Raw genomic sequence first — 26653 nt, 5'->3', positions numbered from 1 at the left:
GACTGGCTCGCAAACCGGGTATGAATAACCCCGATTCAGTGCAAATAACGAAGGAGCGCCAAGATGAACGGTCAACGTGAAGCCCACGGGCCACATCAGCAGCCGGTTTCAGCGCACGCGTCAGGTACACATTATGTCCACGACACGTGTGAGCACCATCATTCCGGTCAGGATGAGCATGACGCGCATGCGCATCACGGCGAGGCACGCCGCGACCCTGGCGCCGAGGGGGCGCAGCTTCACGACCCCGTGTGCGGGATGCCGGTCAAGGAGACATCGCGCTTCCGCAGCGAATACGACGCGAAGCCCTACTTCTTTTGCAGCCAGGCCTGCCTGACGAAATTTCAGGCGGCGCCGGCGAAATACGTCGCGCCATCGATGGCGGAGTCGCCGGCGCCCATGCCGGAGGGCACCCTCTACACGTGCCCCATGCACCCGGAAATCCGTCAGGACCATCCGGGCCAGTGCCCGAAGTGCGGCATGACGCTCGAACCGATTCTGCCGAATCTGGAGGAAAGCGAAAATCCCGAGCTGGTCGATTTCCGGCACCGATTCTGGTGGACACTGCCGCTGACGGCGGTCGTCTTCGTGCTGGCGATGTTCGGTCACGCGTTCGAATGGATGCCGGCATCGACCGAGAGCTGGGTCGAATTCGCGCTTTCGTCGCCCGTTGTCCTTTGGGCCGGCTTCCCGTTCTTTGCGCGGTGCGTGCGTTCGTTCATCAATCGCAGTCCGAACATGTGGACGCTCATCGGGCTCGGGACTGGCGCGGCTTACGTTTACAGCGTCATCGCGACGGTCTTTCCCGGGCTGTTCCCGGAGACGTACAGCGCGCACGGGCGCGTCAGCGTGTATTTCGAGGCCGCGGCGGTCATCATCTCTCTTACGCTTCTGGGCCAATTGCTGGAGCTGAAGGCGCGTTCGCAGACGTCAGCGGCGATCAAGGCGCTTCTGGGCCTCGCGCCGAAGACGGCGCGCCGCATCAACCTGGATGGCTCCGAGGAGGACATCCCGCTGGGCCACGTGCATGTGGGCGATCTGCTGCGTGTTCGGCCCGGCGAGAAAGTCCCCGTGGATGGCGTCGTGACCGATGGCTCGAGTTCGCTGGACGAGTCCATGATCACCGGCGAGCCCATTCCGGTCACGAAGCGCGTCGGCGACCACGTCATTGGTGCGACGATGAATGCGGCCGGCAGTCTGGTCATTCGCTCTGAAAAGGTCGGCTCCCAGACGGTGTTGTCGCAAATCGTGCAGATGGTCGCGCAGGCGCAGCGTTCTCGCGCGCCCATGCAGCGAATGGCGGACAAGGTGGCCGGCGTGTTCGTCATCGGCGTCGTGAGCGTCGCGCTTTTGACGTTCTTCGTGTGGGGTATCGCCGGGCCCGAGCCCAGCTGGGTATTCGGTCTCATCAATGCGGTCGCGGTGCTCATCATTGCGTGTCCTTGCGCGCTCGGGCTCGCGACGCCGATGTCGATCATGGTGGCGAGCGGCAAGGGGGCGTCAAGCGGGGTGCTCTTCCGCGACGCGGCCGCCATCGAGAATCTGCGCAAGGTCGACGTCCTCATCGTCGACAAGACGGGAACGCTGACCGAGGGCCGTCCCGCGTTCGAGCGCGCCGCGGGCGCAAACGGATTCGCGGACGAGGAGGTGCTGCGGCTGGCCGCGAGCCTGGACCAGGGCAGCGAGCATCCGCTGGCTGCCGCCATCGTGAAGGCAGCACGCGAAAAAGGTCTTGCGCTGGACCGGGCGGAGGCCTTCGAATCCGCGACAGGCATCGGTGTGCGCGGGCGGGTCGCTGGCCGTCGGCTGGCGCTCGGCAACACGGTGCTGATGCAGGCCGACCAGGTGTCCGTCGAGCCGCTGGCGCAGGAAGCGGACCGTATGCGCGCACAAGGCGCCAGTGTCATGTACTTGTCGGTCGATGGTCGCCTGGCCGGACTGTTGGCGGTCGCCGACCCGATCAAGACAACCACGCCGGAAGCGCTCGCGACATTGAAGGAAAATCGCATCCGCGTCGTGATGGCGACCGGCGATGGTGTGGTGACGGCGAGGGCGGTTGCCGAAAAACTCGGCGTCGATGAATTTCACGGCGAGGTCAAGCCCGCCGACAAACTCGACCTGGTGACGAAGCTTCAACACGCCGGACATGTCGTGGCGATGGCCGGGGACGGCATTAACGATGCACCGGCGCTCGCGAAGGCCGATGTCGGCGTGGCGATGGGAACCGGCACCGATGTCGCGATGAGCAGCGCGCAAGTCACGCTCGTCAAGGGCGATTTGCGCGGTATCGCGCGCGCTCGGGAACTGTCCGAGGCAACCGTCCGCAACATGAAGCAGAACCTCGGCTTCGCGTTTGTCTACAACGCGCTTGGCGTCCCTTTGGCGGCAGGCGTGCTGTATCCGTTCACCGGCCTGTTGCTCTCGCCGATGATTGCAGCGCTGGCGATGAGCTTGAGTTCGGCATCCGTCATTTCAAACGCACTACGGCTGCGCAATGCGAAGACCTGATGCAATCGCCTGCCCGCCGGGCGTCATTGAGCCAAAGCAATGAATACAGTCGTTCTGGAGTCGATCATCACGTGCCCGGTGTGCGGGCACGCGAAGCACGAGACCATGCCTGCCGATGCCTGCATATGGTCTTACGAGTGCGAGAACTGCCGGACGGTCCTTCGGCCCAAGCCGGGGGACTGTTGCGTGTACTGTTCGTTCGGCAGCGTCCCGTGTCCTCCGGTGCAGCAGGCAGGTCCCTGCTGCCGGCGCTGATTATCTTTCATTTTCCCGACGAATCGCCGGAGCCGCGCGCCGCCCGGTTCACGTCCGCTACGTGAACCCCGCATGACAACCCGCTAAAGATTCCCGGTCCGGATGTCGTTAACTCGGCCACAGCCTAGCCTCCGGCGAGCATGCGCAAGCCGCAGCCAGCCGGTCGAGTAATCAGCGTTGCGGGGAATCAAGCTTGAACAGTCAACAATCGTGGTCGCGCACGGCGGCTCCGGGCGAAGTCATTTATTCGGAAGGTTACGTCGGCGAGCGCGTCATCTATCTGATCGCGGACGGCAAGGTCGAGCTGTCCACGCGCTGCGACGAGAAGAAAGTCATCATCGCCACGCTGGGGCGAGGCGAATTCTTCGGCGAGACCGCGCTTCTTTCAGCCGACGAGCCGCGCGGCAACACCGCCAAGGCGCTCACCTTCTGCCAGCTGACGGTGGTGCCGGCCGCTACGGTGGAGGAGGAAACCGAGCGCACGTCGCCGCTGCTGCGCCATATCCTGCGAACGATGATTCGCCGGGTGAAGCGCAAGGACGATCTGCTCGCGACCTATACGCATGCTGACTTCCTGCCGGGCGTGCTGTCCTACGCGCACGTGCTGGCGCTGATGGCGGGCCCGGCGCGGCGCGATGGCGGCGACTCGTGGGCGCGGCGGTCGATGCAGGTGCAGGTCGACGAAGTCTCGGTGCCGCTCTCGGAGGTGATCAGGAAGTGCCGTGCGATCGCCGGCCATTCGCGCCCGCACGTGATGGCGATGCTCAAGCGGATGGAAAAGCTCAACCTTGTCACGATCGAGGCCGGCACCGCGGATCAACTGGCCAGCGTGGCGCCGGAACATACCGTGAGCGACGGCGCGGCCGCTCGCCAGGTCGTCACGTTCGATTCCGCGCGCATCGCCGACCGCGCCCAGCAGGTCGCGGACCACGATCTCGACATGGCGATCAACAGCGATCTCGAGCTGATCGAACTCAGTGATCTCGAATCGCTGATCGGCGTCGACCGGAAAATGATCCTCAACAAGCTGTCGCACGGCGAGATCGCCGACGACGTATTCGCGTTCCGGAAATCCCGCGTGCTGAACTACGTCGAGCAAAAGGGCGTCGCCTATTTCTCGCGGCGCAATGCCCGCCGGCTCGGCGAGATCGAGTCGCTCGACGATCTGATGATGGTCGATCAGCGCACGTTGTTCGACGTCGTGAGCGCCTTCGACACGTACGATCTCGCCAAGCTCATCGCAAGCCTCGGCGACCAGGCCGTCGGGGACCGGCTGTTGTCGGTCATGACGGAAGCCCGGAGAAACGAGGTGTCGTGGGTGATGCGGCGCGACATCAAGATCGATCCGGTCGAGGTCGTGGAGATCGAGCAGCAGCTGCTCGATGCCGTGCGCGCGATCAAGGCGCCTGCCGCCAAGCCGGAGCCGTCTGCCGGCGCCGCGCAGTGAATCGCTTCGGGACGTAACGGCTCGTCATTGATTCCGGCTGCCGTGTGACTGCAGCCGGTCGGGGAAAGACATGGATTTGTTGACGCTGTTCGGGGTGGTGTTCGCCGCGATGGCGATCGTTTTCGGGTATACGCTCGAGGGCGGTCATCTCTCGACGCTGTTCCAGCTCGAAGCCTTCGTCATCGTGTTCGGCGGCACGCTCGGCGCGGTGATGATCCAGAGCACGTGGTCGCGCTTCTTCGACGCGCTGAAGCAGTTGCGCCTCGCGTTCGTGCAGGCGCGGCAAGTCGACCGAAAGAGCCTGTCGGATCTGCTCGAATGGGGCGACCAGGCGAAGCTGAACGGGCTGCTCGCGTTCGAGTCGATGGATGTCACCGGCATTCACCCGTTCGCGCGGCGCGGCCTCGAATTGCTCGCCAACGGCGTGCCGACCGCGGTGCTCGAAGACGCGCTGCAGCGCGAGCTGGACGCGTACGAGCGCAGTCACATGTCGGCGGCGCGTGTCTGGCAGCAGGCGGGCGGCTATGCGCCGACGTTCGGCATCCTCGGCTCGGTGCTCGGGGTGATCCAGGTCACGAACCATATTCTCGAGCCCGCGCAGCTCGGGTCCGGGATCGCGTTGGCGTTTGTCGCGACGCTGTACGGTCTCGGGCTCGCCAACCTGGTGTTCCTGCCGTTGTATGGAAAGCTGCGCGGGCAGGTGGAGAGCGAGGTGCGGTTCCGCAAGCTCTATCTCGACGGCTTGCTCGCGATCTCGCGGAAGGAATCGCCCCAGATGATCGAAACGCGCCTGACCGGCGACGTCCGCGGGCGGGCCGCCGAGTCGCTCGCTTGAGGCGCGCCCGGCCGGTCGGGCCGGGCCGACGCAACGCAGTTCGGAAGCAGGTTCTAACGTATGCAAATGCCCTTCGGTAACAAGCGCGCGGCGTCGGCCGTGGCCGATCACGACGAAGACGGCGGCGAAAGCACGCACCACGGGCGCTGGCTGATCTCCTATGCGGATCTCATCACCACGCTGATGGTGCTGTTCGTGGCGCTCTATGTGCTGCAGCTCGCCAGGTACAAGACGCTCGAGGTGCGGTACCAGACGCTCGAGAGCCAGGCGGCGCAACAGCGCGGCGCCGCGGGGCAGGCCACCCGCGCGCAGCAGAATGCCCGCAAGGAGCTGCTTACGCTGCTGGATGCGCTGCACCGGCAAGGGCAGATCACGGTGACGAACGTCTCGCACGGTGTCGAAATCGGTATCAACGCCAGGATCCTGTTCAATTTCGGCGACGCGAGGCTGCTGCCGGATTCGTTCGACGCGTTGAACCGGATCGCGCAGGTGCTGAAGCAGGATTCGGCGAGCAATATCCTCGTCGAAGGGCATACGGACAACCTGCCGATTTCCAACGCCAAGTACGAATCGAACTGGGAGCTGTCGTCCGCGCGGGCCGGCGCGGTGGTGCGGTATCTGGTCGATCGGGGTGTCGAGCCCCACCGCATGGCCGCGATCGGGCGCGCGGACAATTTCCCGCTGGCAGTGGGGGACGACGCGGCTTCGCGGGCGGCGAACCGGCGCGTGGCGATCATCGTGCAGTATTGAGCGGGCGCCTGAAGGGGGGCGTGGCCCCCTGGCTGCTTGCGGTCCGCTCGGTCGTCCGCGCGTTCCGGAACCGGGCGGCTGCCGCGCCCATGTCGTGCCGCCCGCATCGGCGACCTGCCATTGATCAGGGTGTCATGTGGGCGTCATTTCCTGCGTATCCCGGCGAAAAAGCACGATTCCGGGGCATGCGGGAGCGGCCTGCCGGCCGCTTGACTCGAATAAGGCGTGTGCACATAATACCGTGCCCAGACGAGTCGTTCGAAGCGCGGAATGTCTGGGCGTGTCAGGCCTGTTGCTTCAAAAGGGCCGGATCGTTCCCCCGTGTTCCATGTCGATCGGTTGTTCGTCCTGCGGTTCTTCGTCTCCCTGAATGCGCAAGCATGTTCTGATATGGGGCGGAATCGTGTGTCGAGCACGGCGATGAAACGCACGGTCGCAGAGGATGGCGGGAACGTTTTTTTGCCGTTTTGGATCGCGAACGTTTGCGCGGGCAAACTGCGCGATGGGCGAATGGCTTGTTGGGTTCGTATCAGGGTGTCGCAAGCGGCTTGAGCGGCTTGAGATATCGCCGGCGGGGCAACGATCGCAGCCCCCGGGCTTCAGACGTGCATCGATGCGCGGCGTCTGTGGGGCGAATACTGAAAAGCGATCTGGTTGCGGCCATTATCAAGACCTGGATTTCCTGTGAACGCTGAAGGCATCAAGAGTAGCGCGATTCTGCTGATGGCCCTGGGCCAGGAGCATGCCGCCGAGATATTCAAGTTTCTGGGGCCGCGCGAGGTTCAGAAGGTCGGCGCCGCGATGGCGGCGTTGAAGAACCTGACGCGCGAGCAGGTGAGCGATACGCTCGAAATGTTCGTCCGCGATTCGGAGAGCCAGACCGCCTTCGCACTCGACTCGGACGACTACCTGCGCTCCGTGCTGACCTCGGCGCTTGGCGAAGACAAGGCCGGCCAGGTCCTCGAGCGGATTCTGGGCGGGAACGAGACAACCGGCATCGAAGGCCTGAAGTGGCTGGACGCGGCGTCGGTGGCGGAGCTGGTGAAGAAGGAGCATCCGCAGATCATCGCGACGGTGCTGGTGCACCTCGATGCGGATCAGGCGTGCGAAGTCGTGTCGAGCTTTCCGGAGCGCCTGCGCAACGACGTGCTGCTGCGTATCGCGACCCTCGACGGCATCCAGCCGATCGCGCTGAGAGAGCTCGACGACGTGCTGAAGGACCTGCTGTCGGGTGGCGACACCATCCGGCGCAGCCCGATCGGCGGCGCCGGCGCGGCCGCGGAAATCATCAACTTCATGCAGAGCGCGTTCGAGCAGAGCGTACTGGAGAACGTGCGCCAATACGACTCGGATCTCGCGCAAGAGATTCTCGACAAGATGTTCACGTTCGACAATCTGCAGGATCTCGACAATACGGCGATCCAGCTGCTGCTGAAGGAAGTCGACGCGCAGACGCTGATCGTCGCGATCAAGGGCTCCGATGCCCAGTTGCGGCAGAAGTTCGTCGGGAACATGTCGAAGCGTGCCGCCGAGCTGTTCGTCGAGGACATCAATTCAATGGGCCCGGTGCGTGTCTCCGAGGTCGAGGAGAAGCAGCGGGAAATCCTGCAGATCGTCCGCAAGCTTTCCGAAGAAGGGCGGATTGCGATCGGGAAGCGCCCCGAAGACGCCTACGTTTCGTAAGTCGAAGAAGTCGAAGGCCGGTGCCGCGCGTTCCGTTGCGATACGCGTGTGTGCCGGCTTTATTTTTTGAAAATACCCGACTGGCCGGTGCATTGTCATCGCGAGCTTGAGTATTCCTGCTTTTCCCTCCCCCTCCCCCTAATGTCCTGTCAATCAGGATGATCCTGAATGCGAATGATCGGCGCGCACGGCCTTTGAAAACTCCCGATGCCCGTCCCGCCTGCGGTGAAAGCCCATGAGCCGAAATCTGATCCGGCGTAAGTGAATGCGTTTCTAAACTTGGGCCTGAATGTTCCGTTATAGAAAACAGGAGACAGGCTCATCGCGGGTAATGGACGATTATCCGCGGAGAGCATTTACATAATGGACATTCGACATGATCAAGGCTATCTCACTGCAACAAAGGGTGCATCATCTGTATAAATCCTTGCAGGCGCGTTATCCGGAGGGTTTTTCACTGGATTCGTCGAACGAAGTCAGGGTCGCGGATCGAAGCACGCCGACACTGATGAGCGGCGCGCAGCAGGTCAATCTGAATCACGCGATGCTCGATCAGTGGGGCGAGGATACGGGCGGGATTTCATCGATTTTCGTGCTTGCCGGCGACGATCTGGTGCGTGTCGCGACCAACGTGAAGGATGCGAAGGGCATGCGCGTGGTCGGCGTGGTGATGGATCGTTCGCACCCCGCCTACGCGCTCAATCGCGGCGGGCGCGGCTATTACGGCTACACGGTGCTGGCCGGCAAGAAATTCATCGTCGATTACCGGCCGATTACCGATGAGCGCGGCAATGTCGTCGGCGTGTTTTCCGTCGGCGTCGATATCAGCCGGACGAGGATGCTGACGGTGGCGGAGAAGCTCGGGCTCGTCGCGGCCGGCGGCGCGGCGGCGCTGCTGCTGGGGCGCTGCGCGCTGGCCGGTCTGATCGGGTCGCCCGGCGCCCGCGGCGCAGGCACGGCCGACATCGTAACGAGCCTCGTGATTGCGGGCCTGATCGGGCTGTGGGTGCATGCGTCGGTGAGGTGGATGGTGTCCCGCGCGTTGCTCGAAGCGTCGGTCGCCGCGCGGCGCCTCGCGGCAGGCGACCTGTCGACGCAATTGCCGGTCAGACGCGGCGATGAAATCGGCGTGATTCTGGACGCGCTGAACGGCATCAACGTCGGCCTCGCCAGTCTCGTCAACAACGTCCGCCGATCGACGGACAGCCTCGCCACGGCGGCCCGCCAGATCGCTGCCGGCAACGCGGACCTGTCGTCGCGCACCGAAGCCCAGGCCGGCTCGCTCGAACAGACGGCGGCCGCGATGGATCAATTGACGTCGGCCGTGCACAACAACGCGGACAATGCGCGCCAGGCGCACGAGTTCGCCGGCTCGACATCCGATTCCGCCACCCGCGGCGCGACGCTGATGCGCCAGGCGGTCGATACCATGGGGGACATTCGCAGCACGTCGAACCGGGTGGCCGACATCATCGGCACGATCGAGGGCATCGCGTTCCAGACGAACATCCTGGCGCTGAATGCCGCGGTCGAGGCGGCGCGGGCGGGCGCGGAAGGCCGCGGTTTCGCGGTGGTCGCGCAAGAGGTGCGGAGCCTCGCGCAGCGCAGCGCCGATGCGGCCCGGGAAATCAAGGCGCTGATCACGAGTGCGGTCGGCAAGGTCAACGCGGGCGCCGAATTGATCGGCCAGGTCGGGGGCAACATGACGGAAATCGTCGCGTCGGTCGAGGACGTCACCCGGCTGATGGCGGAGATCAGCCGGGCGAGCAGCGAGCAGAGCACCGGGATCGGCGAAGTCAACCGCGCGGTCGGTCACATGGATGAAATGACGCAACAGAACGCGGCGCTGGTCGAGGAGGCCGCGGCCGCGTCGGCCAGCATGCAGCAGCAAACCGGGGCGCTCGAGACGGCCGTGCACGTGTTCCGGCTCGCCACCGACCCGTCCTGACGATGCGGCGGCGAGGCGCGCGCCCGGGGAAGGGCGGCGCGCGCCTTGCCTTCCCCCCGCGTTCAGCGAGTCCCGATCACGGGCGTGCGACGCACTTCGGCGAGATAGATGAGCGTCAGCGACACCCAGACGACCCCGTAAAGGAACATGAAGCACGTCGAGCGAACCCTGAGCAGATCGACCAGCGTACCGAAGATGATCGGCAGCAGGAAGCCGCCCAGGCCGCCGGCCAGCCCGACGATGCCGCTCACGACGCCCATGTTGTCCGGAAAGTCGTCCGCCACGTACTTGAACGTCGACGCCATGCCGAACGCGAACACGGCGCCCAGCACGAAGGTCAGCGCGACGAAGGCGGCAATCGGCGTGCGAAGATGCAGCGCGACGGTTCCGTCGAGCGTGTGGATGACGAAATCGGTCGGCGGATAGGAGAGGAGAAAGAGGCAGATCCACGCGACCCACAGTCCCCACCACGTGATGCTGTGCGCGCCGAACCGGTCCGCGAGCGCGCCGCCGACCGCGCGGAGCACGGAACCCGGCAACGAGAAGCCCGCCGCGAACGCGGAGGCCGCCACCAGCGACATGCCGTACTCGGCCTTCAGATACTGTGGAATCCACAGCGAAAGCGCGGTGAAGCCGCCAAACGTGATCGAATAGTACTGGCACAGCTTCCACACGCGCGGGTCGCGCAGCACCCGGAGCGATTCGAGCCACGAGCCGCGTGCCTTGCCCGCGCCCGGGTCGCGTGCCGACATCAGCCAGAAGATCGCCGCGGTCACGAGCAGCGCAAGCGCGTACGCGCGCGGCACGAAGCGCCAGCCATACGCGGCCTGGAGCACCGGCGTGACGAACAGGTTGACTGCCGCGCCGACGGTGCCCGCGCCGAAGAAGCCCATCGCGAAACCGCGCCGGGCCGGCGGGAAAAAGCGCGCGACATAGGGCGTGCCGACCGCGAACGATGCGCCGACGCAGCCGAGAAAGAGCCCGATCACCAGGAATTGCCAGAGCGCGGTCGCGTAGCTGACCGCATAGACCGGTATCGCGCACACGACGAGCAGCACCGTCATCACGATCCGGCCGCCGAAGCGGTCGGTCCACGCGCCGAGCGGCAGCCGCATCAGCGCGCCCGTCAGCACCGGCGTCGACGTCAGCATGCCGAATTCGGTGCTGTTCAGGTGCAGGTCCTCGCGCAACTGGACACCAAGGACGCCGAACATCATCCACACGACGAAACAGACCATGAAGGCGAGGGTGCTCGCCAGCAGGACGGACCACGCGCGGTGCGACACGGCGACTTCCCCCGAAACGGGCACGGGATTCTCGCGTAATTTCATCAGTTTCTCCGAGAAACCCCGCCATTCATGGCGGGGAGGAAAGGAGTGCTGTTGACAGACAGCTTTCTCCACGGGTTAGGATCACCGGTATGATCCTTGTCTACCGCTACCGGGTGAAGTCGCTCAACGGCTTGCTGAACAAGCAGAGTCGCGCGGTGAACTACGTGTGGAACTTCTGCAACGACACGCAGAAGCACGCGCTCAAGTGGGGCAAGAAGTGGCCGAGCGGATTCGATCTGAACGTGCTGACGACCGGCAGCAGCAAGGAGCTCGGCATCCATTCCGGCACGGTCAACGCAACGTGCGAGCAATACGCGAAGTCGCGCAGCCAGCACCGCCGCCCTTACCTGCGCTATCGCGGCAGGAAATCGCTGGGCTGGGTGCCGCTGAAGGGCCGCGACCTGAAGCGCGAGGGCAACGCGTTTCGCTTTGCCGGCAACACTTTCCGGGTGTTCAGCAGCCGGCCGCTTCCCGAAGGCAAGATCAAGGACGGCACCAACTTCGCGCAGGACGCGCGCGGCCACTGGTTCCTCAATATCGTGATCGAGATGCCCGATGTTCCAGCGCGCCCGATCCGTTCCGGTGTCGGCATCGATCTCGGCCTGAAAGAGTTCGCCACACTTTCGACGGGCGAGAAACTGCCCAATGATCGGTACGGCCGGCGCGCAGCCGACAAGCTGGCGAAGGCACAGCGGGCGCGCAAGCACAAGCGGCATATTGCGAAGCTGCATGCCCGGGTGGCGAATGCCCGTGCGGATTTCCAGCACAAGCTCGCGCTCGATCTGGTGCGGCGATTCGATTACATCGCGGTCGGCAACGTGTCGGCCGCGAAACTCGCCAGAACCAGGATGGCGAAGAGCGTCTACGACGCATCCTGGTCGTCCTTCCGGGACAAGCTCCGTTACAAGGCGATGGCGCACGGAGTCACGTTCGAGGAAGTGGACGAAAGCGGTTCGACCCAGTCCTGTTCGGCGTGCGGTTCGAAAGACAGCACGACGCGGCCGAAAGGTATCGCGGGACTGCGAATAAGGGAATGGACCTGCAGTGACTGCGGTGTCGTACATGATCGTGATACCAATGCTGCGCTGAACATTCTCCGATGCGGACGTGCATCGCCAGGTGTGGGAATCCGCCGCCTTTAGGCGGCGGAGGACGTCAATGAATGAGGGGGCCGTTCGCGTCGCCGAGCTCGACGCCTTCGATCCGCGCCTGGCCGGCGAGCACCGCGACATACTGCTGCATCGCCTTGTGGCGCACGCGCAGCTCGAGAAACGCGGCGATGTCGGCTTCGACCGCTTCGAAAGGCTGCGCGTCGCCGTCGATGCGGCGATCGATGCGCACGACATGAAAGCCGAAGCGGGTGTTGACGAGGCGCGGCAGGATGCCGAGGTCGGCCGAATCGAACAGCGCGCGCTCGAATTCCGGCACGCTGTCGCCGCGCAGCAACTGGCCGAGGCTGCCGCCCACCGCCGCCGACGGGCAATTCGACACGTCGCGCGCGAGCGCGTCGAACGCCTGCGGCTCCACGCGCAATCGATCGAGTGTTTCCTCGGCCTTGCGCCGCACCAGCGCGAGCGGCGCGCGGCGCGTCACCGCAAACAGGATGTGACTCGCGTGAATGATGTCGTTGCGTCGAAACCGCGCGGGATGAAGGCGGTAGTAGTGTTCGCAGTCGGCGCGCGTCGCCTTCGGCACCTGCAGTTCACATTCGAGCAGCGCGTCGAGCGCGGCATCGTCGAGCGGCGCCTGCGCGTCGAGCAGGGCCAGCGCGACGGCGCGCTGCCGCAGCAACTCGCGGATCGCGAGCGCGCGGCAGGCCGCCGCGCGCGGGTCCGCTTCGTCTTCATGATGCGCGCGTTCCGCGTCGATCGACGCGGCGTCGATCGCCACGCCGTTCACGCGTGGCGTATCGGTGTGCGCGGCATCGGGCCGCGCGGTGTCGTGAGCGATATCCATGGCGGCTACCTCAACGCTTGCGGACGAGCTGGTACGGGCGGATCAGGTACGCGACCGACGCGATGCCGCTCCAGATGTGCACCATCCGCGTGAACGGCGACACGAGAAAGATCGTGAAGCCGAGCGCGATATGCATCCGGTACGTGAGCGGCACGCCGTCCAGCAAGGCGGCGACGCCGGGCCGGAACGTCACGATGCCTTTCACGTAATCGGTGAGGCATTCGAACAGCACGCCGTCCATGTGATGCAGCGACAGCCACACGGTGCCGAGGCCGAGCGCGAGCTGCGCCCACAGCATCAGCACGATCGCGATGTCGGACACGCGGCTGTTGCGGCGAATGCGGGCGTCGAACAGCCGACGGTGGATCAGGATCGTCAGGCCGGCGATCGCCGCCGCGCCCGCCGCGCCGCCTCCCACCATCGCGACGAGCTGGTGTCCCGACGCCGACAGGAACGGCGAAACGAGCCAGTGCGGCGCGAGAAAGCCGCCGAAATGACCGAGCACGACGACCAGCACGCCCCAGTGGAACAGGTTGCTGCCGACGCGCAGCGCGCCGTGCCGCAGCAGTTGCGACGAGTCGCTCTTCCACGTGTACTGCTCGCGGTCGAAGCGCACCAAGCTGCCCAGCAGCAGCACGGCCAGGCAGAGGTAGGGGTAGATGCCGAACAGGAACTGATGGAAGTAGCCGCTCATCGCGATTCTCCTGAAGCAGGGTTGCCGCGCTCGCCGCGCGGACAAGGCCGTCGTGTCGTCATCGGCGCGCGGGCCGGCGGTCGTGAAAGCGCACCGGCTCCACGGCCGGCGCCGCCGCGCCGACGAAGCGCACCGGCTCGTCCGCATACGCGGCGTCCAGCGCGCGATAGTCGGCAGCCGAGGGCGGCGTATGCGCGTCGTCGCCGGCCGTGTCGATGCCGGGCGGGAGCGCAGCGCCGTCGCGTCCCGCGAGCGCAAGCAGCGCGCCGGCCACGAACGCGTAGGGGCTCGCGCGCTTGCCGAGCGCCGTGGCGATCGACTGCAGGATCTCGCCGGTCTCGGCGAGCAGCGCGCGTGCTTCCTTTGTCGGCAGGCGCGACAGGTATTCGAGAAACACCGGCAGATAGTCGGGCAGCTCGTTCGCATCCAGATACAGGCCGTGCCGCTCGTAGGTCTGCAGCAGATCGACCATCGCCTGTCCGCGGTCGCGCGATTCGCCGTGGACGTGCTCGAACAGATGGAGCGACGTGGCGCGTCCGCGATCGAACAGCGCGACGTAGTTCTCCTGCAGCGTGAACAGGTCGCGCTCGCCGCAGTAGTCGAAAAAGCGCGCGAGACCGGCGCGCGCGTCGCGCGGCAACGCGCGCTCGTCGAGCAACAGCGCGCGCGCTTCCGGCAATGCCGCGACGAGCGCGTCGTCCGGATACTCGAGCAGCGCGGCCAGCACGGAAAACACGATGCCGGGCGGCTGGGGCGTGGCGATGGCGATCATGTCAGGGCTCCTGGCGAATCGGAATCGTGCGGTTTCCCGCCCGGGTGCTGAACAGGCTCGTTTCGGAGCGCCCGTCCGAGCAGCCGTTGCCGAACGAGAAACCGCACGACGAACGCAGGTTGAACGCGTCCTCCGCGTATTCGCGATGCGTGGTGGGAATCACGAAGCGGTCCTCGTAGTTGGCGATCGCGAGATAGCGGTACATCTCCTCGACCTGCGCGACGCTCAGGCCCGCCTGCGCGAGTACTGCGGGCGCCTCGATGCCGTCGACGTGGCGTGCGCGCATGAACGCGCGCATCGCGAGCAGGCGCTCCAGCGCGAGCTTCACCGGTGCCTCGTCGCCGGCCGTCAGCAGGTTCGCGAGATAGCGCAGCGGAATGCGCAGCGATTCGACGTCGGGCAGGTAGCCGTTCATGCCGAGCTCGCCGCTGTTGGCCGCCGCATTGATCGGCGACAGCGGCGGCACGTACCAGACCATCGGCAGCGTGCGGTATTCGGGGTGCAGCGGAAAGGCGATCTTCCAGTCGATCGCCATCTTGTAGGCCGGCGAGCGCCGCGCGCTGTCGATCCACGCCGCCGGCACGCCGTCGCGTTCGGCCTGCGCGATGACGGCAGGATCGTTCGGGTCGAGGAACACCGACAGCTGCGCTTCGTACAGGTCGGCCTCGCGCTCGACGCTCGCGGCTTCGTTGATGCGGTCCGCGTCGTAGAGCAGCACGCCGAGATAACGGATGCGCCCGACGCAGGTTTCGGAACACACGGTCGGCTGACCGGCCTCGATGCGCGGATAGCAGAAGATGCACTTCTCGGCCTTGCCGCTCTGCCAGTTGTAGTAGATCTTCTTGTACGGGCAGCCGGACACGCACATGCGCCAGCCGCGGCATTTGTCCTGGTCGATCAGCACGATGCCGTCCTCTTCGCGCTTGTAGATCGAGCCCGACGGACACGACGCGACGCAGGCCGGATTCAGGCAGTGCTCGCACAGGCGCGGCAGGTACATCATGAACGTGTTCTCGAACTGTCCGTAGATGTCCTTCTGCACGTTCTCGAAGTTGTAGTCCTTCGAGCGCTTCTCGAACTCGCCGCCGAGAATCTCTTCCCAGTTCGGCCCCCACTCGATCTTTTCGAGCCGCTCGCCGGTGATCAGCGAGCGCGGCCGCGCCACGGGCATTGCCTTCGCGTCGCCGGCATTCTGCAGATGCGCATAGTCGAACGTGAACGGCTCGTAATAGTCGTCGATCTCGGGCAGGTGCGGATTCGCGAAGATCTTCGCGAGCAGCCGCCACTTGTTGCCGACGCGCGGCTCGATCTTCCCGTCGGCCTTGCGGGTCCAGCCGCCGTGCCAGCGGTCCTGGTTCTCCCAGTCCTTCGGGTAGCCGATGCCCGGCTTGGTCTCGACGTTGTTGAACCACGCGTATTCCATGCCTTCGCGGCTCGTCCACACGTTCTTGCACGTGACCGAGCACGTGTGGCAGCCGATGCACTTGTCGAGGTTGAGCACCATCGCAATCTGGGCGCGCACTTTCATGACGCTTCTCCTTCGCCGGTCTCGTGCTGCGTGGCGGGGGCGACCGGCGCGTCGTCGAGCCAGTCGATGCGGCTCATCTTGCGCACGACGAGAAACTCGTCGCGATTCGAGCCCACGGTGCCGTAGTAGTTGAACCCGTACGAGAGCTGCGCGTAGCCGCCGATCATGTGGGTCGGCTTGAGCGCGATGCGCGTGACGGAGTTGTGGATGCCGCCGCGCGTGCCCGTGATCTCCGAGCCGGGCGTGTTCACGATCTTCTCCTGCGCGTGGTACATCATCACCATGCCGCGCGGAATGCGCTGGCTGACCACGGCGCGCGCGCACAGCGCGCCGTTCGAGTTGAAGCACTCGATCCAGTCGTTGTCGGCCACGCCGATCTGCGCGGCGTCGCGCTCGGAGATCCACACGATCGGGCCGCCGCGCGACAGCGTCAGCATCAGCAGATTGTCGGTGTAGGTGCTGTGGATGCCCCACTTCTGATGCGGCGTCAGGAAGTTGAGCACGATCTCCGGGTTGCCGTTCGAGCGCGTCCCGACCATGTGCGCGTAGCTGCCGGTATCGACGGGCGGCTTGTAGACGCAGAGCGACTCGCCGAACGCGCGCATCCACGCATGGTCCTGATAGAGCTGCTGGCGGCCCGTCAGCGTGCGCCATGGAATGAGCTCGTGGACGTTGGTGTAGCCCGCGGTGTACGACACGTGCTCCGATTCGATGCCGCTCCACGTCGGCGACGAGATGATCTTGCGCGGTTGCGCCTGAATGTCGCGAAAGCGGATCTTCTCGTCGGCGCGCGCGTCGGCCAGGTGCGCGTGCGCGATGCCCGTCGCCGCCGACAGCGCCGCCCACGCCTTGACCGCGACCGCGCCGTTGGTTTCGGGCGCGAGCGACAGGATCGTCTCGGCCGCGTCGATCGCGGTGTCGATGCGCGGCCGGCCCTGCGCGCAGCCGTCGCCGTTCACGCGATAGTTGAGCTCGCCGAGCAGATGCACTTCGTCGCGCGTATCCCAGCTGATGCCCTTGCCGCCGTTGCCGAGCGAGTCCATCAGCGGGCCGAGCGACGTGAACTGGCTGTACGTCGCGGGATAGTCGCGCTGCACCGCGACGACGCCCGGCATGGTCTTGCCCGGCACCGGCTCGCACTCGCCGCGCTTCCAGTCGAGCACGTCGAACGGCTGCGCGAGCTCGGCCGGGCTGTCGTGCGCGATCGGCGCGAGCACCACGTCGCGCTCGACGCCGAGGTGGCCGACGCTCAGCTCGGAAAACCGCTTCGCGATGCCCTTGAAGATGTCCCAGTCGCTCTTCGACTGCCATGCCGGATCGACGGCGGCCGACAGCGGATGGATGAACGGGTGCATGTCGGACGTGTTCATGTCGTCCTTCTCGTACCACGTCGCGGTCGGCAACACCACGTCGGAGTACATGCAGGTGGTCGACATGCGGAAATCCAGCGTCACCAGCAGATCCAGCTTGCCGCGCGGCGCCTCGTCGCGCCACGTGACTTCCTCGGGCCGCCGCCCGGCATCCTCCGTGCCCACTTCGTCGCCCTGGACGCCGTGAGTCGTGCCGAGCAGATGCTTGAGGAAATACTCGTGCCCCTTGCCGGACGAACCGAGCAGGTTGGAGCGCCAGACGAACAGGTTGCGCGGAAAGTTGTCGGGATGATCGGGGTCTTCGCACGCGAGCTTCAGCGTGCCGTCCTTCAGTTGCGCCGCGACCCCCGCCGCGACGCCGTCGGCGGCCGGGAGCGCGCGTCCGACGTCGAGCGGATTGCGGTTCAGCTGCGGCGCGGACGGCAGCCAGCCCATGCGCTCGGCGCGCACGTTGTAGTCGATCGGCAGGCCGTGGAAGCGCGTCGTGTCGGCGAGCGGCGAAAGCAGGCTCGACGGGTCCATCGGGTCGTAGCGCCACTGATCGGTGTGCGCGTAGAAGAACGACGTCGCATTCATCTGGCGCGGCGGCCGGTGCCAGTCGAGCGCGAACGCCAGCGCGGTCCAGCCCGTCTGCGGGCGCAGCTTCTCCTGCCCCACGTAGTGCGACCAGCCGCCGCCGGACTTGCCGATGCAGCCGCACATGATCAGCATGTTGATGATCGCGCGGTAGGACATGTCCATGTGGAACCAGTGATTGATCCCGGCGCCGATGATGACCATCGACTTGCCCTGCGTCTTGTGCGCGTTCTCCGCGAACTGGCGCGCGACCGCGATCACGTCCGCGCGCTTCACGCCGGTGATCGCCTCCTGCCATGCGGGCGTGTAGGGCAGGTCGTCGTCGTAGCCCGACGCGATGGCCGTGCCGCCGAGCCCCTGGTCGAGCCCGTAGTTCGCGACGAACAGGTCATAGACGGTCGCGACCAGCATCTCGCCGTCGCGCGTCGCGACGCGGCGCGCGCCGATCCGGCGCGTGAACGACGACTCGTGCGGGGTGGACGCGAAGTGCGGGTGCGGCTGGTTGCCGAAGTACGGAAACTTCACGTCGGCGACGACGTCGTGCGCACCGGCGAGCGACAGCCGCGGCGCGATCGCGGTGCCGTCCGACGCTTCCGGCTTGAGATTCCACTTGCCCTTGTCTTCCCCGTCCTTCTGGTTCCAGCGAAAGCCGATCGAACCGGTCGGCACGACGAAGCGATTGTCCGCCTCGTCGATCATCACGGTCTTCCAGTCCGCGTGATTCGTCTCGCCGAGCGTGTCGTCGAAGTCGGACGCGCGGACGAGGCGCTCGGGCACGTAACCGTCGCCGTGCGGGACGAGCCGCACGAGGCACGGCATGTCGGTGTAGCGGCGGCAGTAGTCGGTGAAGTAGTCGCTGCGCCCGGCGAGATGGTATTCCTTGAGGATCACGTGGCCCATCGCGAGCGCGAGCGCCGCGTCGGTGCCTTGCTTCGGATGCAGCCAGATGTCGCCGAACTTCGCGCCCTCCGCGTAATCGGGAAACACCGACACGATCTTCGCGCCCTTGTAGCGCACCTCGGCCATGAAATGGGCGTCCGGCGTGCGCGTCTGCGGCACGTTCGAGCCCCACAGCATGATGAACGTCGAGTTGTACCAGTCGGCGGACTCGGGCACGTCGGTCTGCTCGCCCCACGTCTGCGGCGAGGCCGGCGGCAGGTCGCAGTACCAGTCGTAGAAGCTCAGGCAGACGCCGCCGATCAGCGACAGGTAGCGCGAGCCGGCCGCGTACGACACCATCGACATCGCCGGAATCGGCGAGAAGCCGACGATGCGGTCGGGGCCGTGCTGCCGGATCGTATGGACGTTGGCGGCCGCGACGATCTCGTTGACCTCGTCCCAGCTCGCGCGGACGAAGCCGCCGAGCCCGCGCCGCGCCTGATAGCTGCGGCGGGCCGCTTCGTCGTCGACGATCGAGCGCCATGCATCGACCGGCGCCATCGTGCGTCGCCGCTCGCGCCAGAGTTTCACGAGCGCGCTGCGCACCAGCGGGTACTTGAGGCGATTCGCGCTATACAGGTACCACGAGTACGACGCGCCGCGCGAGCAGCCGCGCGGCTCGTGATTCGGCATGTCGGGGCGGGTGCGCGGGTAGTCGGTCTGCTGCGTCTCCCATGTGACGATGCCGCCTTTCACGTAGATTTTCCACGAGCAGGAGCCGGTGCAATTGACGCCGTGCGTCGATCGCACGACCTTGTCGTGCTGCCAGCGGTGCCGGTAGGCATCCTCCCATTTCCTGTCCTCGTCGGTGACCGTTCCGTGACCGTCGGCGAATGTCGGGCGACGGGTCGTGAAGTAGCGCAGCCTGTCGAGAAAATGGCTCATGCGAATCTCGCGAAGGTGGGGTTGGGCATCCGGCGACGCCAGGGCGACGCGGCCCGGCACGACTGCGGGGCGCGGTGGCGGGCTGGCGATGGCGATAGGCCGGCGATGTCGCGCGCGTCGGCGCGCGGTACGGCGTGGAGCGCGGTGAATCGGGGTGTCGGGAGCGGGAACGGCGCGTGCGCCGGCAGGAGCGCGCCGTGTGCGTCGCCGTGGCGTATGACGCATGCCGGCCGTGGCAGCCCGGCGCGCGCAGCGAGGATTTGCGATGGCATTTGCGTCATGGACATGTCATCAAGCAGTCGAAAATCCGGATGAGTACGGCGTGTTCAACATATTGCAGTCCCGACATTCAAGACGACCATGAATGCCGGGACTGCGGGGCTTACTGATATATCGACGAAATTGCGTCCGTCATTCTGTCTGCATGCGTGCCTTTCCGCAAGCGATCAACGCGGTCAGGCTCGCTTGAACCCGCGCCGTCACGACGCGAAGCGTTCGCTCACGAACTGCGCGCGAGGCACGCGCGCCGCGGCAGCCGCGTCGTGCGCGCCTTTCACGAGCGCGGGCGGCCCGCATACGTACAGATCGGGCGCGACCTCCGCCTGTGACAGCGCCGCGCTCAACAGATCGACCGGCGTACCGCTCTGCGGATACCTGACGCAGACGTCGACCTGCAACTGCGGCAGTTGCGCCTGAAGCTCGTCCAGCGCATCGAGCATGAACAGCTCGCTTTCGCGGTTCACGCCGAAAAACAGCCGCGCGTCGTTCATCTCCTGGTACTCGGCCATGCGACGCAGCATCGACAGGACCGGCGCGAGGCCGGTGCCGCCCGCCACGAACCATCGCGGCCGCAGGCTCTCCGCGATCAGGCCGAAGCCGCCCGTCGGGCCGTGCACGATCAGCGGGTCGCCCGGCTTCGCCGTGTCGCGCAGGTACGCCGAGAAACGGCCCTCCGGGGTCAGCCGGATCAGGAATTCGAGCCGGCCTTCCCAGTTGCTCGTGTTCGCGAGCGAGAACGGACGCCGCACGTCGCTTCCCGGCAGCTCCAGCTCGACGAACTGGCCGGCTTCGAACTCGACGGCACTGCCGCCCGGATCGTCAGGATCGATGCGCAGCTCGACGCGCAGCGTGCCGTCCGCGATCGCGTCGAGCGCCACGATCCGCGCCGCACGGGACGGCACCGGCTGCAACAGCACCTTGGTGCGGTCGTAGGGCGCCGCGACGCGCAGGTCGCTGCGCGGCGTCGTGCAGCACATCAGGATCGCGCCCGGCTCGCCGGCGGGCAACGCGTCGGGCCCGTGCGTGCCCAGATCGTAATCCCCGTCCGAGACGGTTGCGTGGCACGCGCCACAACTGCCGCGCCGGCATTGCGACGGCAACGTGATCGTTGCCGCCGTCGCCGCGGAAAGCAGATCCTGGCCCGGCTCGCACGCGAAGTCGAACGCGTGTCCGTCACGCGTCATGATCTCGATTCGATAGCTCATCGTCAGTGCATCCGTCGCAGTGCGGGCTCAGGCGGCGCGGCGCTCGAGCGCGGCGGCGATGTCGCTGCGCGCGTCGCCGATCGGCTGGATGCCGAACTGCTCGACCAGCACGCCGATCACGCCCGGCGTCAGGAACGCCGGCAGCGTCGGCCCGAGACGGATGTTGCGGATACCGAGCGCGAGCAGCGTCAGCAGCACGGCGGCGGCCTTCTGTTCGAACCACGACACCACCAGCGACAGCGGCAGGTCGTTCACGCCGCATTCGAACGCATCGGCGAGCGCGGTGGCGATGCGGATCGCCGAGTAGCTGTCGTTGCACTGCCCGATGTCGAGCAGGCGCGGAATGCCGCCGATGTCGCCGAACGCGTGCCGGTTGAAGCGGTACTTGTTGCAGCCGAGCGTCATCACGACGGTGTCGTCCGGCGCCTGTTCCGCGAATTCCGTGTAGTAGCTGCGGCCCGGTGCCGCGCCGTCGCAGCCGCCGACCAGGAAGAAGTGGCGGATCTGGCCGGCCTTGACCGCGTCGATCACCTTGTCCGCGACGCCGAGCACCGCATGCCGCCCGAAGCCGATCGTGATGGTCTCTTCCGGCGCGGTCTCGCGGAAGCCGGGCAGTGCCTGCGCGGCCTGGACCAGCAGCGCGAAGTCATGATGCTCGAGATGGCGCACGCCCGGCCAGCCGACCGGCCCCGTCGTGAAGATGCGCTGGCGGTACTGCGGCAGCGGCTCGATGATGCAGTTGGACGTCATCAGGATCGGCCCCGGGAAATTCGCGAAGTCGCTCTGCTGGTCCTGCCATGCGCCGCCGTAGTTGCCTGCGAGATGCGGGTAGGCCTTGAGCATCGGATACGCATGCGCGGGCAGCATTTCGCCGTGCGTGTAGATCTGGATGCCGGTGTCCTTCGTCTGTTCGAGCAGCGCGTGCAGGTCGCCGAGATCATGGCCCGAGACCAGGATCGCCTTGCCGGCCACCGGCGTCACGCGCACCGCGGTCGGCTGTTGTGCGCCGAAGCGGCCGGTGTTCGCGGCGTCGAGCAGCTCCATCACCTTCAGGTTCAGGTGGCCGAGTTCGAGCGACTGCGCGAGCAGCGCGTTCGCGTCGACCGGGTCGCGCGCGAGGAAATCGAGCGCCGCCTGGATGCCTGCATGAATCTCGTCGGTTTCGTAGCCGAGCACGCATGCGTGATGTGCGTACGCGCAGACGCCCTTCAGGCCGTAGATGACCAGCGCGCGCAGGCCGACGATGTCCGCGCCGACCGTGTCGAGCCCGGCGTTGATGCCGACTTGTGCGGCCTGTTCGAGCAGGCCGGGCAGCGTGGCGGCCGGTTGCCACTCGGCCGGGCCCGTCGGCGCCTGCAGCGCGACACCGCGGGACTGCGCGAGCGTCTCGCACGCGGCCTTCACGCGATCGCGCGTCTGGGCGGCATCGTGCAGCAACACGGTGAAGCGCGTCGGGTTGAAGTTCACGTTGGTCAGCGTCGTGAACATCGCGTACAGGATGAAGCGGTCGGCGTCCTGATCCGGCGCGCCCAATTCGCGCGCGAGCACCGCGTACTGTGCGATGCCCTTCACCGCGTGGACCAGCAGGTCCTGCAGATCGGCGGTCGTGGCATCCTTGCCGCAGTTGCCCTTCATCGATGCGCAACCCGGTTGTCCGTGGGTGCGGTCGGTCTGTTCACATTGATAGCAAAACACGGGTGCTTCTCCTTTCTCGACGGATGCGAGTTCTCGCGGGGACCAACGGAGCAGGCCGCTTCGTCCGGCTGCGGCCCGTCGTATTAAGATGCAAAATATACGCATCTTTTTCGGCGTCGCTTCGGCGAGGTCGCCTGCTTCGTGACGTAGATCAAGTGCGTCCGGGTGCACTACCCGATACCCCCATCGCGAGCGTGCGCCCAATGGTCGCATCGGCGAGCGATTCGCCGCGCGAATAAGATACTTCGCAGTTACATCTATTTATCGGAGGGGCGATGAATCGCATTCCTGTCACTGAGCCGGGTGCGAAAGGCCGGCGCGGCTTCGCGCTGTGGGCGCTCGGCTTCCGTCCGTTCTATCTGGGTGGCGCGCTGTTCGGCAGCGCGGCGATGCTCGTGTGGCTGGCCGCGCTCGACGGCCATCCGCTGCCCGGCATCGAATCGCCGCTGCCCGGCGTGCTGTGGCATGTTCACGAGATGATCTTCGGGTTTGCCGCGGCGATCGTCGCGGGCTTCCTGCTCACCGCCGTCCGCGCGTGGACCACGGTGACGCCCGCGCAGGGCAGGTCGCTCGCCGCGCTGTGGCTGCTGTGGGTCGCGGGGCGGGTGGCGCTCGTCTACGGGACGGCGGTCGTCGCGATGGTCGTCGACGTCGCATTTCTCCCGGTCTGCGCGCTCGTGCTGCTGCGCGTCCTCGTGCGCGCGAACAACCGGCACAACGTTTTCCTGCCGGTCGCGCTCGGCGTGCTTGCCGCGCTTAACCTGACGTTCCATCTGGCGACCGCCGGCGGGCATGCGGACTGGGCGCTGCGCAGCGCGTACGTCGCGGTCGGCCTGCTGGTGCTGTTCGTGACGATCATCGGCGGGCGCATCATCCCGTCGTTTACGGTCAACGCGATTCCCGGCTTCGAGGTTCGGCGCTGGGCGCGCGTCGAGGCGACGGTGATGCCGCTGACCGCGCTCGCGTTCGTGCTCGACGGCGTCGACGCGCCCCGCGTCGCGGTCGCGGCGTCGGCGATCGCGGCAGCGTTCTTGCAGGGCCTGCGGCTGTGGGGCTGGCGCTCGTGGCGGGTCGGCAACCGCCCGATTCTCGCGATCCTGCACATCGCGTATGCGTGGATTCCCGTCGGCTGCGCGATGCTCGCGCTCGCCGCCGCGGGCGTGGTCGCGCATTCGCTCGCGATTCACGCGTTCACGGTCGGCGCGATCGGCTGCGCGATCATCGCGATGATCACCCGCACCGCACGCGGCCACACGGGGCGTCCGCTCGTGGCCGGGCGCATCGAGATCGCATGTTATGTGCTGCTGGTGCTGGCCGCGTCGATACGCGCGTTCGGGCCGTGGCTCGCGCCGCAGTGGACGTCCGCGTGGATCGAGGTGTCGGGCGCGAGCTGGATCGCGGCCTTCGCCGCCTATTGCGTCAGGTATGCGGGCTGGCTCATGGCGCCGCGTGTCGATGGCAAGGAAGGCTAGGGCTGGCGCAGGCCCGTTATCAGCATGAACAGGCCCTTGCGCCTGTTCGGCCAATGACGGGCAACATGAAAAAACGGCCGATCCTGCGATCGGCCGTTTTCACGTCGGCAACGCGCCGCTTCGGCGCCTGCCGGCCAGGATCACGCGAGGTCGAAGCGGTCGAGGTTCATCACCTTGCTCCAGGCCGCGACGAAATCGCGGACGAACTTCTCCCCGGCGTCCGCGCTGCCGTAGACTTCCGCCAGCGCGCGCAGCTGGGAGTTCGAGCCGAACACGAGATCGACGCGCGTGCCGGTCCACCTGAGCGCACCCGTCGCGCGATCGCGCCCTTCGAAGACGTCATTCGCGTCCGACACCGGCTTCCACTCGGTTCCCATGTCGAGCAGGTTCACGAAGAAGTCGTTGGTCAGCGTCCCGGGCCGCTCGGTGAAGACCCCGTGCGCGGCTTGCCCGACGTTGGCGTTCAGCACGCGCATGCCGCCGACGAGCACCGTCATCTCCGGCGCGGTCAGCGTCAGCAACTGCGCCTTGTCGACCAGCAGCGCCTCGGCCGATGCCGCGGACGTGCCGCTGAGGTAGTTGCGGAAGCCGTCCGCCTTGGGTTCGAGCACGGCGATGGAGACCGTGTCGGTCTGCGCCGCCGACGCGTCCATGCGGCCCGGCGCGAACGGAACCGTCACGGTGTGACCGGCGTGCTTCGCCGCCTGCTCGACGCCCGCGCATCCGGCCAGCACGATCAGGTCGGCGAGCGAGACTTTCTTGCCGCCGGACTGCGCGAGGTTGAATTCGCCCTGGATACCTTCCAGGGTCTTGAGCACGTCGGCCAGTTGCTGCGGCTGGTTGACTGCCCAGTCCTTCTGCGGCGCGAGACGAATGCGCGCGCCGTTCGCGCCGCCGCGCTTGTCGGAGCCGCGGAAGGTGGACGCCGATGCCCACGCGGTCGAGACCAGCTGCGGCACCGACAGCCCGGAAGCCAGGATCTTGCCCTTGAGCGCGGCCGCGTCCTGCTCGTCGATCAACGGGTGATCGACCGCGGGGATCGGGTCTTGCCAGATCAGTTCCTCGGCCGGAACCTCCGGGCCGAGATAGCGGGCGCGCGGGCCCATGTCGCGGTGCGTCAGCTTGAACCATGCGCGGGCGAACGCGTCGGCGAGCTGGGCCGGATGTTCGTGGAAGCGCCGCGAGATCTTCTCGTAAGCCGGATCGACGCGCAGCGCGAGATCGGTGGTCAGCATGGCCGGCGCGCGCCGCTTCGCCGGGTCGTGCGGGTCGGGCACGGTGCCGGCGCCCGCGTCGCCCTTCGGTTTCCACTGATGCGCGCCGGCCGGGCTCTTCGTCAGTTCCCATTCGTAGCCGAACAGGTTGTCGAAATAGTCGTTGCTCCACTGCGTCGGCGTGCTGCTCCAGATGACTTCGAGGCCGCTGGTGATGGTGTCGTTGCCGTTGCCGGTGCCGAAGCTGTTCTTCCAGCCGAGGCCTTGCTCCTCCAGGCCGGCCGCTTCCGGCTCGGGGCCGACATGGGTCGCGGGGCCGGCGCCGTGGGTCTTGCCGAAGGCGTGGCCGCCGGCGATCAGCGCGACCGTCTCCTCGTCGTTCATCGCCATGCGGGCAAACGTCTCGCGAATGTCCGTGGCCGCCGCGAGCGGATCGGGATTGCCGTTCGGGCCTTCCGGATTCACGTAGATCAGCCCCATCTGGACGGCCGCAAGGGGATTCTCGAGATCCCGCTTGCCGGTGTAGCGCTTGTCGGCCAGCCAGGTGGTCTCGGCACCCCAGTAGATGTCTTCTTCCGGTTCCCAGACGTCCTCGCGCCCGCCGCCGAACCCGAAGGTCGTGAAGCCCATCGACTCCAGCGCGACGTTGCCAGTGAGGATGATCAGGTCGGCCCACGAGATCTTCCGGCCGTATTTCTGCTTGATCGGCCAGATCAGCCGGCGCGCCTTGTCGAGGCTGGCGTTGTCCGGCCAGCTGTTGAGCGGCGCGAAGCGTTGCTGGCCCGCGCCGGCACCGCCGCGACCGTCGCCGATGCGGTAGGTGCCGGCACTGTGCCAGGCCATGCGGATGAACAGCGGGCCGTAGTGGCCGAAGTCAGCCGGCCACCAGGCCTGAGAGTCGGTCATCAGCGCCAGCAGATCCTGCTTCACGGCGGCGAGGTCGAGACTCCTGAACGCTTCCGCGTAGTTGAAGTCCTTGCCCATCGGGTCGGACAGGGACGAGTGCTGGTGCAGGATTTTCAGGTTCAGCTGATCGGGCCACCAGTCGCGGTTCGACGTTCCTCCGCCGGCGGTATGCGAAAACGGACACTTCGTTTCAGTCGACATGCGCTTTCTCCTCGGATCAATTGCATCCGACTACCTGGGGCAGCCTGGAATCCGGGCACCGCCCGTGGATAGTCGCCTTGCCTTGCCTTGCTGCGGTGAGAGTGGGTTGGTCTTCCGTCGTTTCCGGTTGCCGTTGCCAGTGCCAGTGCCAGTGCCAGCGTCAGCGCGGCGCCTGCGCGGAGCGAACGGTTCGAGTGCTCCATT

18 protein-coding genes are annotated in these 26653 nt (G+C 66.3%); 9 read left to right on the top strand and 9 right to left on the bottom strand.

Going from position 1 to position 26653, the window contains the following annotated elements; all coding sequences use genetic code 11:
• The first annotated feature begins 63 nt into the window (after positions 1-63).
• The 7 genes from LIG30_RS05535 to LIG30_RS05510 all read left to right on the top strand — a co-directional run bounded on the left by LIG30_RS05535 (position 64) and on the right by LIG30_RS05510 (position 9426).
• On the top strand, positions 64-2508 hold the full coding sequence (locus LIG30_RS05535) for a heavy metal translocating P-type ATPase (protein ID WP_083493918.1): 2445 nt from the start codon (positions 64-66) through the stop codon (positions 2506-2508).
• Positions 2509-2547: 39 nt separating this feature from the next.
• Entirely contained in the window at positions 2548-2763 is a 216-nt protein-coding gene (locus tag LIG30_RS27160; RefSeq protein ID WP_083493917.1) for a GDCCVxC domain-containing (seleno)protein, read from the top strand.
• 193 nt (positions 2764-2956) lie between these two features.
• The gene (locus LIG30_RS05530) at positions 2957-4210 is read left to right on the top strand and encodes a Crp/Fnr family transcriptional regulator (RefSeq protein WP_038710324.1); all 1254 of its coding nucleotides are present in this window, start codon (positions 2957-2959) and stop codon (positions 4208-4210) included.
• A 70-nt stretch (positions 4211-4280) separates the two neighbouring features.
• On the top strand, positions 4281-5045 hold the full coding sequence (locus LIG30_RS05525) for a flagellar motor protein (RefSeq protein ID WP_038710323.1): 765 nt from the start codon (positions 4281-4283) through the stop codon (positions 5043-5045).
• A gap of 60 nt (positions 5046-5105) precedes the next feature.
• The gene (locus tag LIG30_RS05520) at positions 5106-5795 is read left to right on the top strand and encodes an OmpA family protein (protein ID WP_038710321.1); all 690 of its coding nucleotides are present in this window, start codon (positions 5106-5108) and stop codon (positions 5793-5795) included.
• 684 nt (positions 5796-6479) lie between these two features.
• Entirely contained in the window at positions 6480-7478 is a 999-nt protein-coding gene (gene fliG / locus LIG30_RS05515) for a flagellar motor switch protein FliG (RefSeq protein ID WP_038710319.1), read from the top strand.
• 376 nt (positions 7479-7854) lie between these two features.
• Positions 7855-9426 carry a methyl-accepting chemotaxis protein gene (locus LIG30_RS05510; protein WP_038710317.1) on the top strand — a complete coding sequence of 524 codons (1572 nt, stop codon included), beginning with the start codon at positions 7855-7857 and terminating at the stop codon, positions 9424-9426.
• Between the two features lie 62 nt (positions 9427-9488).
• On the opposite strand, the gene LIG30_RS05505 is transcribed toward LIG30_RS05510, so the two are convergent.
• Entirely contained in the window at positions 9489-10757 is a 1269-nt protein-coding gene (locus tag LIG30_RS05505; protein WP_051994881.1) for an MFS transporter, read from the bottom strand.
• A gap of 89 nt (positions 10758-10846) precedes the next feature.
• On the opposite strand from LIG30_RS05505, the gene LIG30_RS05500 reads away from it, so the two are divergent.
• The gene (locus tag LIG30_RS05500) at positions 10847-11899 is read left to right on the top strand and encodes an RNA-guided endonuclease InsQ/TnpB family protein (RefSeq protein WP_038710315.1); all 1053 of its coding nucleotides are present in this window, start codon (positions 10847-10849) and stop codon (positions 11897-11899) included.
• A gap of 13 nt (positions 11900-11912) precedes the next feature.
• On the opposite strand, the gene LIG30_RS05495 is transcribed toward LIG30_RS05500, so the two are convergent.
• The 7 genes from LIG30_RS05495 to hcp all read right to left on the bottom strand — a co-directional run bounded on the left by LIG30_RS05495 (position 11913) and on the right by hcp (position 22656).
• On the bottom strand, positions 11913-12713 hold the full coding sequence (locus LIG30_RS05495; protein ID WP_038710314.1) for a peptidylprolyl isomerase: 801 nt from the start codon (positions 12711-12713) through the stop codon (positions 11913-11915).
• A 10-nt stretch (positions 12714-12723) separates the two neighbouring features.
• The gene (gene narI / locus LIG30_RS05490) at positions 12724-13407 is read right to left on the bottom strand and encodes a respiratory nitrate reductase subunit gamma (protein WP_038710313.1); all 684 of its coding nucleotides are present in this window, start codon (positions 13405-13407) and stop codon (positions 12724-12726) included.
• 58 nt (positions 13408-13465) lie between these two features.
• Positions 13466-14176: a nitrate reductase molybdenum cofactor assembly chaperone gene (narJ, locus tag LIG30_RS05485; protein ID WP_442856842.1), complete on the bottom strand. Its 711-nt coding sequence runs from the start codon at positions 14174-14176 to the stop codon at positions 13466-13468.
• A gap of 4 nt (positions 14177-14180) precedes the next feature.
• Positions 14181-15707 carry a nitrate reductase subunit beta gene (narH, locus tag LIG30_RS05480; protein WP_038710310.1) on the bottom strand — a complete coding sequence of 509 codons (1527 nt, stop codon included), beginning with the start codon at positions 15705-15707 and terminating at the stop codon, positions 14181-14183.
• Positions 15704-19477 (bottom strand): nitrate reductase subunit alpha, encoded by a 3774-nt coding sequence (locus LIG30_RS05475; RefSeq protein WP_038710309.1) that lies wholly within the window; start codon positions 19475-19477, stop codon positions 15704-15706. The genes narH and LIG30_RS05475 overlap by 4 nt, the downstream gene beginning before the upstream one ends.
• A 479-nt stretch (positions 19478-19956) precedes the next feature.
• A complete protein-coding gene (locus LIG30_RS05470) occupies positions 19957-20961 on the bottom strand; it encodes a 2Fe-2S iron-sulfur cluster binding domain-containing protein (RefSeq protein WP_038710306.1) in 1005 nt (334 codons plus the stop codon).
• Between the two features lie 27 nt (positions 20962-20988).
• On the bottom strand, positions 20989-22656 hold the full coding sequence (gene hcp, locus LIG30_RS05465; protein WP_038710304.1) for a hydroxylamine reductase: 1668 nt from the start codon (positions 22654-22656) through the stop codon (positions 20989-20991).
• Positions 22657-22931: 275 nt separating this feature from the next.
• On the opposite strand from hcp, the gene LIG30_RS05460 reads away from it, so the two are divergent.
• The gene (locus LIG30_RS05460) at positions 22932-24128 is read left to right on the top strand and encodes an NnrS family protein (RefSeq protein ID WP_038710302.1); all 1197 of its coding nucleotides are present in this window, start codon (positions 22932-22934) and stop codon (positions 24126-24128) included.
• 140 nt (positions 24129-24268) lie between these two features.
• Here the strand turns inward: LIG30_RS05460 and katG are convergent, their stop codons facing one another.
• Positions 24269-26449, bottom strand: a complete 2181-nt coding sequence (gene katG / locus LIG30_RS05455; RefSeq protein WP_038710301.1) for a catalase/peroxidase HPI — start codon at positions 26447-26449, stop codon at positions 24269-24271.
• Positions 26450-26653: the final 204 nt, after the last annotated feature.

This window comes from Burkholderia sp. lig30 (genome assembly GCF_000687455.2).
Classification (GTDB): Bacteria; Pseudomonadota; Gammaproteobacteria; order Burkholderiales; family Burkholderiaceae; genus Burkholderia.
This window is presented reverse-complemented; position numbering and strand designations above follow the sequence as displayed.